This is a genomic window from Daejeonella sp. (assembly GCF_044342615.1).
Taxonomy (GTDB): domain Bacteria; phylum Bacteroidota; class Bacteroidia; order Sphingobacteriales; family Sphingobacteriaceae; genus Daejeonella.
The window spans coordinates 1-16402 of sequence record NZ_JBIIPN010000058.1 but is presented as its reverse complement, the minus strand read 5'-3'; the positions used below and the strand labels follow the sequence as shown (position 1 = coordinate 16402).

Genomic DNA, 16402 nt, shown 5'->3' with positions numbered 1-16402 from the left:
GTTGAAGATCGAAGATGGGATTAGGATTTATATTTTGAAGATCACCTAGCTCATTGAGACGTAATTTTATTTGCGTAACAATTTCAGAGCTATCCCCTAATTTATAGGATGTTTTTTCGAGTTTAATTTTAAAATAATCGCCTCTTTTATCAAGCTCACGATATTTTTCGAGATACTTTTTCAATAATTCATACTGCCTATTAATTGGTGATTCTCCTTCCCTTATTTGTCCGATTGGTGCATTTAAAACCTTATCAAGGTAAGCCTCGAAAGACAATTTTTGTCCTTTAGGCTTCCAGTTAAGATCATTAAGCAAATCTGGATGTTTTTCAGAAGAACGGATTTCAGAAAGCACACAATATTGAGCGGTAAGCATGAGTTCAAGCTTAATTTTTTGAGCTCCTGAAAATTTGAAGGACATATCAGGATTCATTAAAGAATCTAATGCATTTAGGTAAGGTATCCCCTCCGAATCTTGAAGATCCAAATTAGATACCCTATTGTATAGGTTATCAGCTTGTTCAATTAATCCCTTCTGATCAAACCAGGCATAAGCCATTTTCCTTTGGTTATAAAATATCTGGATATTCTCTGCAAATGGCAAAAATTCGGGGTATTGTTTTAAGAATTTATCAATTTCGTAGTTCTCAAATCTAACTTTAGTGGTACTTCCAAAAAAACGCACAAAACCCCAACTTACATGAGTTTGATTTTTATTTATGGAGCCATCCTTATCAAGTATAGCGGATTTATTACTCGTCTGGCTAAGTGCATAAAGGCTAGTTAGCAGGAGATAAACAAGAATTAAATAAAAAGATCGTATTTGGAAAATCATTTAAAAATTCGTATATTAATGTAACGATTGTCCATGTGAATAATTTCATCAGGCAAAATGTGTAATTCATGATCAGAATTTAAATTTCGATTCGAATAGCCATCTAAAAGGCTTTATCTTTTTTTCAAATTTTAATCCATGTTTTTTAATACCCTCTTCCTTAATTAGTGTAATAGCTTCTTCAATTGAATCAGTAACAAGAAAAAGACCTAAATCAGCCTCCGAAACAGTCCCTTCCATTCGCATCACGTGAGTATGTTCAATTAACTTCTGATGAAAATCCTTACAAAAGATAATTACTGGAAAATCACCTATTTTTTTTGTTTGAATTAGAGTAATAGCTTCAAAATATTCATCAAGCGTTCCAAATCCGCCGGGCATAACCACAAAAGCAAAAGAGTATTTAACAAGTAGAACCTTTCGGACGAAGAAATGTTTGATTTCTACCCATTTATCTAGATATGGATTATGTTTTTGCTCTCTTGGGAGTTGAATATTACATCCTACTGAGCGGCCACCAACATCTTTGGCCCCACGGTTAGCGGCTTCCATAATTCCGGGTCCACCGCCAGTCATAATTGTAAAACCAAGCTTAGCAAACTCACCGGCCGCCTTCCTGGTTAATTTATAGTATTCATGATGTTCATCAAATCGAGCAGATCCAAAAATAGTAATACATGGACCGATAAAATGTAGTTCTCTAAATCCTTTGATAAATTGGCGAACAATACTGATTGTAAAAAGAAATTCTTTAAGACGTGATTGCGGTCCGCTAAGAAATTTAATCTCAGATTTAGTCATTTTTATAGATTAATTTTTAAATTTCTTAATATTTTGAGGTCTAGCCTGCAATAAATATAGATCCTCTGTAATACCATCTTTTGCCCATTCAAAACTTATGGGTGTTCCATAATAATCTTCAAGAATTAAGCCCCATTCAGCTATTTTAAGTATTTCATCATCCATTAAAATAAACTGATTTCGCAATGGCTTTGGGGTATCAGACGGATGCAATTCAGATTTTTTATTAAAAGTGAGCATCTGATTTTTCAAACCCATTTTTTTCTTAATGATGGAATTTGTTCCCTGAGAAATATTGGGTTTATAAACGATAAATTCATCTGGATTAAGTTCCTTTTGATAGTTTTTATCTAAAATCCCATACACTCCGCTAATATGAATCACATCCAAAAAACTAGTTTCCGGATCTGAAGTGAAGGCCATTCCAGAACATGACTTATCTGATCGCACCATTTTTTGAACACAAACGGAGATCAATTTTGGTGAAGAGCTTGAGTGATTCTTCAAAGCATTATCCGAATACAGAGATGCAAAACATTTTTTAACATTATTTATTAACTCCATTTCGCCTTTCACATTAAGGAAGGTGTCATGAACATCTTTGAAATATGTTTGAAGTGGATTGATACTAATCGCACTACTTCTAACAGCAACTTCGGTTAAGGATTCAGAACAAAGTTCATGATAGGCTGCAATAATAGCATTTTCAATATCTCCTGGCATTCGGGCACCGAGTATTAATTCTCTAGCTTTCTTCCCAACTTTTTCAATGCTAGATAAATTATCCCTATCCAAGGAAGCCAATAGTTTTTCATGAACACCATCCAACTTATTATATTCAATAAATCGATGAAAGGCTGTTGAGGAAATGGCAAATCCATCTGGCACCTTAATGTTATGTAGGGTGGGATGAGTAAAAATCTCACCTAAAAAAGCATTTTTGGTTCCAACTTCAGGCGAATCAGCTATGGTGAGGTTCTTGAGCCTTAAAACATAATCCTTGATCATCATAAAGTTAATTTATTAAGAATCATATTGGTTTTGATCTTTCTTTAAAAAGATCATTCCTGATTACGAAGATGCATTGAATTAAATAAGATTTAAATGATGTTTATTATGAATTAAAATGACCTAGATCATGTTATAAAATCTTTAGAATATAGATTTTTACAGAAATTACCTTAATGAGATTTTATCGCAGAAGCGTAAAAACATAAAAAATTGTAATAGATTAAATGGCCGACATACCTAATTTCAGAGATCATCTTCCTTCAATCAGTGATACTGAAAATAAGAGGAAATGGATGTACCCTCAAATCATTAAAGGCAAATTATATCATTACCGTGATAAGTTGAGCTACTTCTTTCTTTTGATACTTTTTGGAAGTCCATTTATTAAAATTAACGGAGAGCAGCTTATTTTACTTAATATTATTGAGCGTAAATTCGTGTTTTTTGGAGTCATTTTCTGGCCTCAAGATTTCTACCTTTTTGTGTTAGCCATTTTAACATTCATGGTATTTATTGTGATGTTTACGGCAATTTTCGGAAGGGTTTGGTGCGGCTGGGCTTGTCCGCAAACCATATTTATGGAAATGGTATTCAGGAAGGTCGAGAATTGGATTGAGGGGGATTATATTCAACAGCAAAAGCTGAATGCTGCTCCTTTGAGCCCCGAAAAAGTCTTAAAAAAAGGTGCAAAACATTTTATTTTTATTTTAATTTCCTTTTTTATCTCGAATATCTTTTTGGCCTATATCATTGGTTCGGATGCATTAATAAAAATTATGACTGAGCCAATTGAACAACATACGTCTGGATTTATTTCAATTTGGATTTTCACTTTTGTGTTTTATTTAGTGTTTTCATACGTTAGGGAGCTGGTTTGTACGGTTATTTGTCCCTATGGCCGACTCCAAGGCGTGCTTTTGGATAATCAAAGTATGATTGTGGCCTATGACTATGAACGAGGCGAGCCTAGAGGGAAAGTCAGTAAAAATACTGAGCAACATTTAGGAGATTGTGTAGATTGTAAATTATGTGTTCATGTTTGCCCTACAGGTATAGATATCCGTAACGGCACCCAGCTTGAATGTATAAACTGTACTGCATGTATTGATGCTTGTGATATGGTGATGGAAAAAACGCATCGCCCTACGCGACTCATCGGTTTTATGTCAGAAGATCAAATTAAAACAAAATCAGCATTTAAGCTGAGTAAAAAAGTTTATGCCTACTCGGTTGTATTCTTGATTTTAGTAAGTGTGTTAAGCTATCTTTTAATTAGCAGAAGTGCAATAGAAACTACAGTTTTACGGGCGGGCGGGACTTTATACCAAGTGAGAGATAATGGTACAGTAAGTAATCTATATAATGCAGAATTAGTTAATAAGACCACCGAAAATGTTGTTTTTGAGATGAAGCCAGAAGATGAAAATGTAATAATTCAATACATCCGAAAGGAGAATAGTATAAAAAAAGGAGGATCTGTAAAAGTCACTTTCTTTGTAATTATACCTCAAAAAGACATTAAAAAATATAAGTCGGAAATTGAGATTGACATATATTCCAATGGCAAGAAAATAGACGAAATAAAAACAAATTTTATAGCACCACCAAATTAATGAAGATGAACTGGGGAACAAAATTAGTTATAGGCATGGGCTTATTTATGGCCTTCATAATCACATTAGTGGTATTTATGATGAGAAGTGATTCGGATGACCTAGTAGATAAAGATTATTATCAAAAGGGGATAGAATACGATAAGGAATATACGCAAAAAAATCGAGTTTATCAAGACAAATCGGAACCATATATTTATGTTGAAGATAGCTTAAAAATCATATTCCAAAAGCCCGCAATAGGAAGTATGCGCTTTATTCACCCTTCAAATAATAAGAATGACCGTACGCTGAAAATGGAAACTCATGAAAACAATGAATTTGTTTTTCCGCTAAATGAGATTTCAAAGGGAAATTGGAAGCTTATTTTAGAATGGAAAAGTGAAGGAAAGGAATATTTATTTGAAAAAAATATTCTAATTGACTGATAAAAAGCAAATTGCAATACCTAAATGAATTATAATGAGCTAGCATTTTTTACCGGATTATTTGGCAGCATTCATTGTGTTGGCATGTGCGGTCCGCTAGCTTTTGCCATTCCTAGTTTTCGCGAACAGGCTTGGCTAATTTTATTCGATAAGTTAATTTATAATGTTGGGCGTACCCTAACTTATACTTTTTTAGGCTTATTAATTGGATTAGTTGGACAGCAACTGTGGCTAGCAGGTGTACAGAAATCTTTAAGTATTCTAACTGGTATTTTCATCATTTTTGCAGCATTATCTAGAATATTTAATATTTCTATTGGGAATGGGAAGTGGGCCACAAGAATGATTCAACCATTTAATCGCCTGTTATCCTATGCTTTAAAACATAAATCTGGACATTTAATTACTGGAATTTTAAATGGCTTGTTACCCTGTGGATTTGTTTATTTGGCGATGGCAGGTGCCTTGAATACCGGAAATTCAGTCTCTGCAGCTCAATACATGATGTTTTTCGGATTAGGAACAATGCCCTTGATGTTTGCGGCAATGATAAGTACGAGTTTTATAAGCCCTATCTTTCGTAGACGAATAAATAAAGCAATTCCAATAGTGATGTTGATTTTAGGATTATGGTTTGTGTTAAGAGGTTTAAATTTAGATATCCCCTATTTAAGTCCGAAGAAAGTGGAAAGTGGAGTTGAGGTTTGTTCTGTTCCGGATCATTCCGGAAGGACAGATACTGAGAATGGAGATTGGTATTAGTAGAGAAGGTCAAAAATTTTTAATATAAAAAACCTCCGTCAATCCGGACCACGAACTGCAAATTAACGCTTGCCAATCCAGATCAAGCCATACTAAACAACTGTGATTCAGGTTGATCTGCCCATAGACGAGCATCAAGCGTCATGCAAATGTTTCGTAAGAATCGTTTACCTAGCCGAGTAACTTCAATACTATTTTCCCCAATTTTAACTAAACCATCTTCTTCAATCACTTTTAGTCGTTCCAATCCATCCTCAAGCACTTTGTTTATTGAAAAAGTATGATCCCATGAAGTATTGCCTTCACACATTAGATTTAGAATATGCTTTCTTATCAGTAAATCTTCTTCACTTAGGCGATGGCCTTTAAAAATAGGCAGCTGATTTTTATCTAATAAATCGTAATAATCTTCAACTTTTTTAACATTCTGTGCAAAAGCAAACCAGCTATCACTAATAGATGAAACTCCCAAGCCAATCATCAACTGAGTGTATTGATGAGTATATCCCATAAAATTACGGTGCAATTTTTTAGAAAATTCTGCTTTAAAGAGACTATCCGTTTTTAAAGCAAAATGATCCATACCAATTTCCACATAGCCCATTGAGGTGAACATCTCACGACCTATTTCGTATAATTTTTGTTTTTCAATTGCATTTGGGAGATCATTCTCGGTAAAACTTCTTTGCCCCGGTTTAATCCATGGCACATGTGCATAGCTATAAAAAGCAATACGATCAGGCATTAATTTTTCAACTTGAAAGAGTGTTTCTCTCAAACCATCTGGAGTTTGAAGTGGAAGACCATAAATTAGATCAAAATTGATGGATGTATAGCCAATTTGGCGTGCTTTTATGGTAACTTCCTCAACTTGCTCAAAACTTTGTACGCGATTAATAATCAATTGAACTTTAGGATCAAAATCTTGAATACCAAGGCTTAAACGCCGAAATCCCACATTAAATAAAGTCTTTAGATGGGCCTCAGTAGTATTATTAGGATGTGCTTCAAAGCTAAATTCGGCATTGGTGTGAAGATCAGACCCTTCCATTAATCCACTGATTAAAATGAAAAGATTTTCGGCACTAAAAAAAGTTGGAGTGCCGCCACCTAAATGAATTTCACGGATTAGTGGTCTTCCACCTAAGATATCACGATAAAGCTCCCATTCCTTCAAAACTGCTTGTAGATAAGGATTCTCAACTTGATGATTTTTTGTTATTCTGGTATTACAACCACAATAGGTACATAAACTCTCGCAAAAAGGTAGATGAACGTATAAACTAATGCCATCCTTGTTATTGCTTTGATCAAAAGAGAATTTGACAGATTCTTTCCATTTATTTAAATCTGGGAAAGCTGTATCCCAATAAGGAACCGTAGGATAACTTGTATAACGTGGTGCTGCTACATGATATTTATCAATAAGTTGCTGGGTAATCATATTTCAATTAATCAATGAAGAATTTGAGAGTGCTTTTCTGCATCCATCATAACAAGCGCAAGCTTTTCCTGAACATTTTCCTTCATGCCAATTATCCAGATTTTTTATGGTAAGATTTGCAATTTCTTGTAAAGCTTCCTTGGTTAAAAAAGCCTGATGAGGAGAGATAATTACATTTGGGAAAGACATTAATTGCTCTAATATATTGTCTTTATTATGATTATTTCGATGATCCGTAAAGAAAAGACTCTTTTCAAATTCATAACCATCTAATCCAAGATATGCTATTTTACGACTTTTTAGAGCATTGATAACATCACGCGATTTAATTAATTCGCCACTAGAAGTATTAATCAACATCACACCATTCTTCATCTTACTAAGACTTTGATTATTAATGAGATGCTTTGTTTCTGATCCGATTGGAACATGAAGAGAGATAATGTCAGATTCCGCTAGAAGAGTGTCCAAAGTGCTTTTCTCTACTCCTTCAAGCAATTCGGGATAATTAATATCATAGCCTAATACTCTACAACCCATCCCTTTATAAATTGCTACTGTGGCCCTACCTACATTTCCTAATCCGATAATCCCAACAGTTTTACCATGAAAATTAAACCCGATATGATGGTCTATTCTGAAATCAAATTCCTTGCTACTATTTACTGTTTGAACGATTTTTCGGCTCAAAGATAAAGCGAGCATAACTGAGTACTCAGCGATAGATTCAGGGGAAAATGAAGGCACATTTGCAACTTTCATTTGCCTTAAACTTGCTGCTTTCCGATCGATATGATCAGTTTCTAAAGATCTAGTGGCAATATATTTAATGCCAAGATCTGCTAATTTATTAATAACCGCTTCAGTAACATCATCGTTGGTAAAAACTAAAACAGCTTCCTTACCTTCCGCATACATGACCGTTTCAAGGCTTAAAGAATTGGAAATCAAAGTAATATCATGCTGTTTTTTATTAGCACGAGCCAAAAACTCCTTTTCAAATTCTTTAATACTGTAAGCAACAACTTTCATTATTTATAGCTATTTCCCAAAATTAAAGATTGGAAAAGCTAAATCTAATGAGTAAAATCACACAGAAAAGTGATCTAGATCAATTTTTCATTTTTTGGAGTTTTGATTGATTAAGAATTTGAATAACGCTCCCTTTTTTCTCAATAATCGCCTCATCCTTAAAATCACTTAAAGTGCGACTTACAGTTTCAGTAGCCATTCCCGCCATGGAGGCTAGGTCTTCACGTGAAATACGAAGGGATAATTGATCTTCACTATCCGAGGTGCTTTTAGCTAAGCGTAGAAGTATTTCGGCCATACGTTTCCTAACCGAATGATAGGCAAGTTGCAATAATTGCTCTTCCTTTTCAACGAGATTACTAGAAAGAACCTTAATGAATTTTTGCCCGATATCGGTATAATTATCCAATAACTGATGAACAGTGTCTTTGGGAAGGAAACAAACGGTGGTATCTTCAATGGCCTCTACTGTTTCATTATATTGATCTCCGGATAACATGGCTTGAATTCCAATATAATCTTCCGGACCATACATTCCAGTTACAAATTCTCGTCCATCTTCATTCAATTTAATTGCCTTAACTTTTCCACTTAAAATCAAATAAATGCCAGAAATACTATCTCCTTCATAATAGATAATTTGCTTTTTCCTTAGATGTTTAACCTTTTTATCGGCAATTATTTTTTTGAGCTCATCTAATCCATGATTCTGATTGGCCAAATGTTTCAGGTTTTCAAAATTTTGGCTGTAAAAAGATTCTAATTTTTGATGTTTATTAAAACGTGATTCAATGGTATTGAGCAATTCTATATCGTCAAAAGGCTTGGTTAAATAATCATCCGCACCCATTTCCATACCTTTTCTCATGTCGGCACGTTCAGCCTTGGCAGTAAGAAAGATAAAGGGAATATTTTCCGTATTTTGATTTTTAGAAAGCAGATATAAAACACCGTAACCATCAAGCTCAGGCATCATGATATCACAAAGTATCATGTCGGGAAGATGCTGTTGGGCAAGCTCCACTCCTATTTTACCATTGTCAGCCTGAAGTACTTCATAGCCAGCAAGCTCTAAAATCTCCATCGAACTTTCTCTGATATCTTCATTATCCTCAATAATTAGAATTTTTTTCTTCATAAATCGTTATTGTGAAAAGTTAAGTGTAAAAATTGTTTGCTGATTAACTAGGCTACTAAAATTGACTTTCCCGCCCATTAGTTTAACATATCGGGTAACAATATTCAAACCCAAACCTGTACCTGGGATATTACCTGTATTATTTGCTCTAAAAAATGGTTCAAAAAGGTGTTCATGGTCAATTTCAGGAATACCAATTCCATTGTCGCGAACACTTACAATACACTCATTATCAGTTAATTCTGTATTGAATTCAATAAAAGTATTTTCGCCCGAATATTTTATAGCATTTGAAATCAAGTTGACGATGCAATTTCGAAGCAGGTTTTGATCAAGTAAAACCAGACAATGAGTGCCAGTATGCTGGTAAATAATATTTTGATCCTTTTTGGCCATCAGCTGCATTTCTTCAGTAATTTCTTCCGAAAGTTTCACGATATCAAAATTAGTTAAATTAGTTTCGATTTTACCCGCTTCTAAACGCTCTAATGAAAGGAAATCATCAAGAATGGTTGTCAAATTTCCTACCGAATTCTTTATTTTACTAACATGCTTACTCACATTTAAATCGTCTGATTGGAGCTTATACTTTTCAATCAATGAGGCCGACAAGGTAATAGAACTTAGGGGAGTACGAAACTCGTGAGAAGCCATTGAAACAAACCGACTTTTAAGCTGATTGAGCTCTTTTTCCTTTTCAAGAGATTTGCTTACAGTCTCTTTAGCTGCTTGAAGCTCGGTCACCGATTTTTGCAAGGATAATGTACGATCCTCCACCAGTTTTTCTAGCTTAGATGCATAATGAAGGATTTTTGATTCAGCTTCCTTTTCTTTCGAAAGATCATGAATAAAGCCTGCATAGATTGTCCTTCCAGAGAAATCAACTTTATTTACTCCTAAGCGAAATGGGAACAATGTTCCATCTTTCTTCTGACCATTTACATCGCGACCTTTCCCAATAATACTTGCAGCACCTGTCTGTTGGTAACGTGAGATATATTGATCATGCTGGTCCTTATCTGGTTTAGGCATCAGAATTGAAATATTCTTACCTATTACCTCCTCATGTGAATAACCAAACAGGGCGCATGCGGCCGGATTTATCGATTCTATAAGTCCCCGATCACTAATCGTAATAATACCATCTATCGCGTTTTCAATGATAGCATACAATAAAGCGCTGTTTTCATTCATGATACAAAAATACTTTTTTAGGGGTAAAAATCAGGTAATTATGAGTTTAAAAATCGTGAAAATTACAGAATAATAAAAGGTAGTTTTTTACTCAGATAAATGTGATACCGATAAAAATCTCAAATAAAACGAAGCCTCTCCTAATTTAAAACAGCTATAATCTTAAAAACAAAAAAATATTAGATTAAATATATTGGGTACAAGATTTTTTGTATTATTGGTGATAATAGATTTAACTCAATTCAAAGCCTTTTTTAATAATTCTAATCATGTAAATAGAAACAATTTCTATTGATATGAGTTAATTTTTCCAAAACAAAATATTTAAAATGAACATAGGAATTATTGGCCTTGGCGATATGGGCTGCGTTTATGCTAAAGCGCTAGTAAAAGCTGGTTACAGAGTTTATGGATGTGACTTACCGCATCGCAGAGAACAACTGGAAGCCGAGCTTAGTCCTTTTGGTATTGAAATTCTTGCCGATGGCAAAGAAGTATCACAAATTTCCGATGTAATTTTCTATTCTGTTGAAGCCGAACGCATTGCGGAAGTCCTGAGTCAATATGGACCTCATACTAAAAAAGGAGCTATCGTTGCGGGACAAACATCAGTAAAGCATCCTGAAATTGAGGCCTTTGAGAAATATCTACCTAAAGATTCGCATATTATTACTTGTCACTCACTCCACGGACCAGGTTTTGATCCTAAGGGACAAAAAATGATTGTTATTCCACATAGAACCACTAAGGAAGCCTATCAGCGCATGACTGATATTCTTTCTTCGCTAGGATCTATTTTAAATGAAATAGCCGATTATCATGAGCATGACAAAATAGTTGCTGATACACAGGCAGTTACACACATGGGATTTGAAAGCATGGGAACTGCATGGAAAGAAGCCGGATTTTTTCCATGGGAAAATGCCTCTTATTTAGGTGGAATCGATAATGTTAAAATCCTAATTACCCTTCGTATTTTTAGTTATAAAGCACATATTTATGGTGGTTTAGCCATCCTAAACCCCTATGCAAGGCATCAAATAAAACGTTATGCTGAGTCGGAATCTGAGTTATTTAAGCTAATGATTAAGGAGGAAGCCGATATCTTTAGAAAGCGACTTTATAAAGCGAGGGATTTTATTTTTGGACAAGATCATAAACCTCTCATGTTAAATGAGAAGGTGATGCAAGAGTTCTCACTTTCTGCTGGATCTGAAAATAGGAAGCCTAATTCACATCTAAGCCTGCTCAGCATGGTGGATGCTTGGTACCATTTAGGAATAAATCCATACGATAATTTAATTTGCCAAACACCCCCCTTCAGACTTAGATTGGGAATTGCAGAATACCTCTTTAAAAATGAGGAACTCTTAGAGGAGTCTATTGAAACGGCCTTATTCGATAAAACCATCCGCGGCGACGATTTGGAATTCCATTCGGCAGTACGTGAATGGTCGTCAATAATTGGCTATGGCGACATGAAAGGTTATAAAGAACATTTTGAACAGGTAAAAACATTTTTCGCTGGCCGACTTGAGCATGGACGAGCGCAGAGTGCCGAATTAATCAAAAAGCTCGAAATTGAATAATTATTGGTTAAAATTCGCAAATATGTGACCTCTGTCATATTTTAAGAGCTACCAAATCCTCTTATTTGTATTCGTGAATTTAACCATTTTTAATTTTTCATGAGTCATACCTTTCATATTCCTGTCTTAGGGCTAGCCTACTCAGTAGATACGCCCGTTAAAGTTGCCCGTTATGGGATTAGTTCTGTGGTTTCGATTGTTGACGATATATTGATTGAACGTATGCGTCAACTTTATACTGAAAAACGTAATGAAACCTTTATTCCAATTGATCTTAAAGAGATTGATTTTAGAAGCAAACGCATCACTGCTTATCTTAATCTGATCAAAAAGATTGTAGATGAACAATTTGAAGACCTTAAAAAACAAGCCTTTGAAAAGGGCTCAGATATTGTAAGATATTTTGAATTATTACCTAATTCTTCTCCTTTAAAGAGCAAGTACCATCAGATGCTCTCTAAGCAAGATATCGTCGTAATATCGGCTTTACAGCAAGAATTACGTGATGAAATACAAAAGGGTGAAATCCAAGTAAATATCATGGCAAAGGTCGACCGGATGAATCCAGATACCAATGGCGAGCAATTATCTGATTCACTAACAGCGCTAAAAGGATTTGCTGAAAGTGAGGTTAACTCGGCAGTTGTTCTTTCTGCAGGAATGAACCCGCGTCTTTATAGCTATCTTGAAAATTTCACAGACTTCCTGTCTGATGCGAATGGCAATTTCAAAAAAACGATCATTCTAAAAGTTAGTGATTTCAGATCTGCCCTCATTCAAGCAAAGTTTTTAGCTAAAAAAGGACTCTGGGTATCCGAATTTAGAATTGAATCGGGATTGAATTGTGGAGGTCATGCTTTTGCAACAGATGGCTATCTGTTAGGCCCGATTTTGGAAGAATTTAAATCGAAAAAGCAAGAAATGATTGATGAGCTTTTTGAGATGTATAGCAAGGCAATCCTTGAAAAAGGAATTCAGCTAAGCCATGCTCCAATCATGAAAATTAGTGTTCAAGGTGGAATTGGTACAGCGGATGAGAATGAATTTCTATTGAAGCACTATCAACTAGATGCAACTGGATGGGGAAGTCCATTTTTACTAGTCCCAGAAGCAACAAATGTAGATGAAGAAACTTTAGAGCTTCTTTCAACAGCAGAAAAAGATGATTTTTACGTCAGTGCTTCATCTCCACTGGGAATACCTTTCAATAATTTCAAAAAAAGCACGGGTGAAAAACAAAGATTAGAACGTATAGAAAAAGGAAGACCGGGAAGTCCTTGTGTTAAAAAATACTTATCAACCAATACTGAATTTACTGAGCAAGCTATCTGCACAGCATCCAGAGAATATCAAAATTTAAAGATTAAACAATTGGAAACGGAAGGATTAAGTCTAGAGGAATTCCAAACAAAATTTAATGAAATAACTGAAAAAGTATGCCTTTGTGAGGGACTAGCGACTCCTGCTTACCTTAAAAATGGAATTATCAAACCTAAAGAAAGCACCGCAGTTACAATTTGTCCGGGACCAAACATTGCCTATTTCAGTGGTAAGTTCTCTCTTGATGAGATGGTAAGCCATATTTATGGAAAACTCAACTTACTGAATGATATTGACCGTCCGAATCTCTTTGTAAATGAGCTAAACCTATATGTCGACTATTTAAAGAAAGACATAAGCAAACATTTACAAGACATGAGCGACAAAAAGGCGAAATATGTTTCCAAATTTAAAGAACAACTTCAAATAGGAATTGATTATTATAAACAATTAGTCCCAAAAATCACCGACCAAACCGAAGTTTACAGAAAGAAAATGCTCTTTGAAATCGAAGAAATTGAAGAACAATTACAACAATTGAAGCCAGTGGTAAATCAAGGAGTTTAGATATTAAAAATTCATTAAAAGCCGGATATTCATTTTCTGATGTCCGGCTTTTTTGTGCTTATAGAAATCAGCAAATGAGATAACATATTCGGTAATGGTAACAAAAACATATCCCATTATGATAAAAATCATATGCAAATATTTACAATTAGGATAATTTGTGCAATTATAAACTAAAATATAAAATTATGAGAAAGATGTTATTAGCTACCTCAATGGTCTGTTTTTCAGTATTAATAAGCTGTCAAACCAATACAAAAAAGACAGATGAAACAACTATAATTGAGAAAACAGACTCAACCATTCAATCAAGCATGAATGATGTTATGCCGCAAAGAAACGTTGTCCAAGTGGCTATCGATAGTAAAGATCACACCACACTAGTTATGGCATTGAAAGCTGCAGACCTTGTTGATGCTTTAAGTAAAGATGGGCCTTTTACAGTTTTTGCACCAACAAATGAAGCATTTAATAAATTACCTACGGGCACCTTAGATATTTTATTAAAACCAGCAAACAAGGGAGACTTGGCAAATATTCTAAAGTACCACGTATCATTGGGACTTTTCAAGGCAGATAATTTTATTGACGGTCAAATTATTGGCCAGATAAATGGCAATGACGTTAAAATGAGTGTCAAAAACGGCAAAATAATGATTAATGAAGCAACTGTAATCACTTCTATAAACGCATCAAACGGCATTGTACATGTGATAGATGGAGTGCTATTACCTCCTCCATCAAAATAAAATGCAGATTTTTGATAGCTAGGTTTTAGCTCATAAAAAAAGAGAATCTCATAAGATTCTCTTTTTTTATGAGCGTGAGAAATTACCTAATAATAGTCACATTTCCAGCAATTGGCTTACGACCTACTGTTTTAGGATCAATGATATAATAATAAGACCCCATAGGTAAATCCGAGCCATTAGCTTGTCCCGACCATGGTTGAGAATACCCTTTTGAGCTATAATAAACTATTGAACCGTACCTACTAAAAACTGTCACTGTAGCATTGGCATAGCTTTCTAGATATTTTATATTCCAAGTATCATTTACTCCATCCCCATTTGGAGAAAAAGCATTGGGTACAATTGGAACTTTAAGTACTTTAACCTTAATTTCATCTATAGCCACGCAACCCTGATCAGAAGTTGCTGATAAAACATAGGTAATGTCATCAACAGGAGTAGCAATAGGATCAAGAATATCATCTCTACTTAAACCTATAGAAGGCAACCATTTATAAATCAGGTTACTACCAGAGGCAGTAGCATAAAGCTTTATCTCCCCTCCTTCAAGCATAATTGTATCTTTCCCAGCCGATAAGGTTGGAGTGGGCATAACTAAAATCTCTTGAGATGATGAATCTGAACAACCATTAGTCGAAGTAAATACATAATTAATGGTATGTTTACCCGTTCCAGCAAGTGCTGGATCAAAGAAACCGTTAGCCTTTACTCCGTTTCCAGAATAAACACCAACACCCGCTTGAGCATTTTTTTCGCTTGCCTGAGTCAACAAAAAGGGAGCAGCCTCCTGACAAATATCAGGCAGGGCTGTAAAAACAACCTCAGGTACAGCTTTAAGCGTAATAAATTGAATTTGTTCATCAAAACATACTCCACCTGAATAAGCCAACAATCTAACTTTAAATTGTTTCGTTGCAGGAGAGCTAAAAATAGGATAGCTGATTTTATATTCTTTATCAAAAACAGGATCTTCATCAATTAATTTGAATGTCATATCCCCACCATCATCGAAAAACCATTCAATTTTAGCGATATTTCCAAAATCAACATCCGATAAATTGCGAAAAACTACTTCTCTATTGCTACAGAGATCTGTCGCATTTAAAACTGCAAAGTTAGCATTAGGAACCGCTCCACTCACTGTAAAGGGCTTTTCCACAATCACTTTACATCCATTAGGTGTTGTAACAGTTAATTTTACCTGATATATACCTGACATTGAATAAATATGTGTCGGATTTTTTAAGCTTGATGTATTTAATGCTCCTGAAACAGGGTCACCAAAATCCCATAAATAGCTTAGTGTAGAACCGCCCGCAACAGTTGATAGATTTGTAAATTGAGCAAAACTATCACTGAGACAAATTTCAGGAAGTTTAAAATCTACAATTGGCAATGGATAAACATCAATATATTTATCAAAAGTAACACTCTCGCAACTTTTATCAGTAAAGACTTTCAATGTCACTTTATAATTCCCAACTGACAAGTATTTATGGACAAATGGATTTCCATCTGTACGTATTTCATCTGCCGAACCATCCCCAAAATTCCAAATCCATTTATTTATTGTTCCCTCTGCTGTGGTAGATTGATCAGTAAATGTAACATCCTGACTTTCACATGAAGGGCTACTGAATTTAAAATCAACCTTAGGTAATTCAATCACACGTATTGTCTGCGAAAAAACATCCGAAAAACATCCAGTTTCACCTTCAACAATCAATTTAACATCATAGTCTCCAGCCGCCAAAAAAGTATGACTAGGATTTTTAAGGATTGAACTATTACCATCTCCAAAATCCCATTTCCATTTGCTTATTAACTTTCCATTACCAACACTAGTATCAATGAATGAGATTGGAGTACTGGCACAGACCTCGGTAGGACTAGTGAATGAGGCAGTTGGTGGCCCA

At 34.8% G+C, this 16402-nt stretch carries 13 protein-coding genes and 1 pseudogene; 6 read left to right on the top strand and 8 right to left on the bottom strand.

Going from position 1 to position 16402, the window contains the following annotated elements; translation table 11 throughout:
• From ACIQ0D_RS06750 to ACIQ0D_RS06740, 3 genes and pseudogenes are all read right to left on the bottom strand, one after another.
• Nucleotides 1-835, bottom strand: a pseudogene (locus ACIQ0D_RS06750) (hypothetical protein); the annotation flags it as partial.
• 72 nt (nucleotides 836-907) lie between these two features.
• Nucleotides 908-1636: a TIGR00730 family Rossman fold protein gene (locus ACIQ0D_RS06745; protein ID WP_395804010.1), complete on the bottom strand. Its 729-nt coding sequence runs from the start codon at nucleotides 1634-1636 to the stop codon at nucleotides 908-910.
• Nucleotides 1637-1645: 9 nt separating this feature from the next.
• Nucleotides 1646-2647, bottom strand: a complete 1002-nt coding sequence (locus ACIQ0D_RS06740; protein WP_395804009.1) for a PEP/pyruvate-binding domain-containing protein — start codon at nucleotides 2645-2647, stop codon at nucleotides 1646-1648.
• 224 nt (nucleotides 2648-2871) lie between these two features.
• On the opposite strand from ACIQ0D_RS06740, the gene ccoG reads away from it, so the two are divergent.
• The 3 genes from ccoG to ACIQ0D_RS06725 are packed head-to-tail and all read left to right on the top strand — an operon-like array spanning nucleotide 2872 to nucleotide 5450.
• On the top strand, nucleotides 2872-4260 hold the full coding sequence (gene ccoG / locus ACIQ0D_RS06735; RefSeq protein ID WP_395804007.1) for a cytochrome c oxidase accessory protein CcoG: 1389 nt from the start codon (nucleotides 2872-2874) through the stop codon (nucleotides 4258-4260).
• Complete coding sequence (locus ACIQ0D_RS06730; protein ID WP_395804005.1) at nucleotides 4260-4688, top strand: FixH family protein; 429 nt, start codon at nucleotides 4260-4262, stop codon at nucleotides 4686-4688. Before ccoG ends, ACIQ0D_RS06730 begins: the two co-directional genes overlap by 1 nt.
• A gap of 24 nt (nucleotides 4689-4712) precedes the next feature.
• Complete coding sequence (locus ACIQ0D_RS06725; RefSeq protein ID WP_395804003.1) at nucleotides 4713-5450, top strand: sulfite exporter TauE/SafE family protein; 738 nt, start codon at nucleotides 4713-4715, stop codon at nucleotides 5448-5450.
• Between the two features lie 82 nt (nucleotides 5451-5532).
• Here ACIQ0D_RS06725 and hemN read toward each other — a convergent pair whose 3' ends face one another.
• The 4 genes from hemN to ACIQ0D_RS06705 all read right to left on the bottom strand — a co-directional run bounded on the left by hemN (nucleotide 5533) and on the right by ACIQ0D_RS06705 (nucleotide 10258).
• Nucleotides 5533-6894: an oxygen-independent coproporphyrinogen III oxidase gene (hemN, locus tag ACIQ0D_RS06720; RefSeq protein ID WP_395804001.1), complete on the bottom strand. Its 1362-nt coding sequence runs from the start codon at nucleotides 6892-6894 to the stop codon at nucleotides 5533-5535.
• Nucleotides 6895-6897: 3 nt separating this feature from the next.
• Complete coding sequence (locus ACIQ0D_RS06715) at nucleotides 6898-7926, bottom strand: 2-hydroxyacid dehydrogenase (RefSeq protein ID WP_395803999.1); 1029 nt, start codon at nucleotides 7924-7926, stop codon at nucleotides 6898-6900.
• A gap of 79 nt (nucleotides 7927-8005) precedes the next feature.
• Complete coding sequence (locus tag ACIQ0D_RS06710) at nucleotides 8006-9064, bottom strand: response regulator (protein WP_395803997.1); 1059 nt, start codon at nucleotides 9062-9064, stop codon at nucleotides 8006-8008.
• A 6-nt stretch (nucleotides 9065-9070) separates the two neighbouring features.
• Nucleotides 9071-10258 carry a PAS domain S-box protein gene (locus ACIQ0D_RS06705; RefSeq protein ID WP_395803995.1) on the bottom strand — a complete coding sequence of 396 codons (1188 nt, stop codon included), beginning with the start codon at nucleotides 10256-10258 and terminating at the stop codon, nucleotides 9071-9073.
• A gap of 329 nt (nucleotides 10259-10587) precedes the next feature.
• On the opposite strand from ACIQ0D_RS06705, the gene ACIQ0D_RS06700 reads away from it, so the two are divergent.
• The 3 genes from ACIQ0D_RS06700 (at nucleotide 10588) to ACIQ0D_RS06690 (ending at nucleotide 14483) form a co-directional block, all read left to right on the top strand.
• A complete protein-coding gene (locus tag ACIQ0D_RS06700; protein WP_395803993.1) occupies nucleotides 10588-11847 on the top strand; it encodes a prephenate dehydrogenase/arogenate dehydrogenase family protein in 1260 nt (419 codons plus the stop codon).
• Between the two features lie 99 nt (nucleotides 11848-11946).
• On the top strand, nucleotides 11947-13734 hold the full coding sequence (locus ACIQ0D_RS06695) for a hypothetical protein (RefSeq protein WP_395803991.1): 1788 nt from the start codon (nucleotides 11947-11949) through the stop codon (nucleotides 13732-13734).
• Nucleotides 13735-13922: 188 nt separating this feature from the next.
• The gene (locus ACIQ0D_RS06690) at nucleotides 13923-14483 is read left to right on the top strand and encodes a fasciclin domain-containing protein (protein WP_395803989.1); all 561 of its coding nucleotides are present in this window, start codon (nucleotides 13923-13925) and stop codon (nucleotides 14481-14483) included.
• Nucleotides 14484-14565: 82 nt separating this feature from the next.
• Here ACIQ0D_RS06690 and ACIQ0D_RS06685 read toward each other — a convergent pair.
• Nucleotides 14566-16402, bottom strand: a 1837-nt coding sequence (locus ACIQ0D_RS06685; RefSeq protein ID WP_395803987.1) for a PKD domain-containing protein, incomplete at its 5' end; no start/stop codon positions are given.

What these genes read in the sequence shown, in the direction of transcription:
- ACIQ0D_RS06725 (WP_395804003.1), top strand. Translation starts at nt 4,713, where the DNA reads ATGAATTATAATGAGCTAGCATTTTTTACCGGATTATTTGGCAGCATT.
- ACIQ0D_RS06730 (WP_395804005.1), top strand. Translation starts at nt 4,260, where the DNA reads ATGAAGATGAACTGGGGAACAAAATTAGTTATAGGCATGGGCTTATTT.
- ACIQ0D_RS06740 (WP_395804009.1), bottom strand. Translation starts at nt 2,647, where the DNA reads ATGATGATCAAGGATTATGTTTTAAGGCTCAAGAACCTCACCATAGCT.
- ACIQ0D_RS06705 (WP_395803995.1), bottom strand. Translation starts at nt 10,258, where the DNA reads ATGAATGAAAACAGCGCTTTATTGTATGCTATCATTGAAAACGCGATA.
- hemN (WP_395804001.1), bottom strand. Translation starts at nt 6,894, where the DNA reads ATGATTACCCAGCAACTTATTGATAAATATCATGTAGCAGCACCACGT.
- ACIQ0D_RS06695 (WP_395803991.1), top strand. Translation starts at nt 11,947, where the DNA reads ATGAGTCATACCTTTCATATTCCTGTCTTAGGGCTAGCCTACTCAGTA.
- ccoG (WP_395804007.1), top strand. Translation starts at nt 2,872, where the DNA reads ATGGCCGACATACCTAATTTCAGAGATCATCTTCCTTCAATCAGTGAT.
- ACIQ0D_RS06700 (WP_395803993.1), top strand. Translation starts at nt 10,588, where the DNA reads ATGAACATAGGAATTATTGGCCTTGGCGATATGGGCTGCGTTTATGCT.
- ACIQ0D_RS06710 (WP_395803997.1), bottom strand. Translation starts at nt 9,064, where the DNA reads ATGAAGAAAAAAATTCTAATTATTGAGGATAATGAAGATATCAGAGAA.
- ACIQ0D_RS06715 (WP_395803999.1), bottom strand. Translation starts at nt 7,926, where the DNA reads ATGAAAGTTGTTGCTTACAGTATTAAAGAATTTGAAAAGGAGTTTTTG.
- ACIQ0D_RS06745 (WP_395804010.1), bottom strand. Translation starts at nt 1,636, where the DNA reads ATGACTAAATCTGAGATTAAATTTCTTAGCGGACCGCAATCACGTCTT.
- ACIQ0D_RS06690 (WP_395803989.1), top strand. Translation starts at nt 13,923, where the DNA reads ATGAGAAAGATGTTATTAGCTACCTCAATGGTCTGTTTTTCAGTATTA.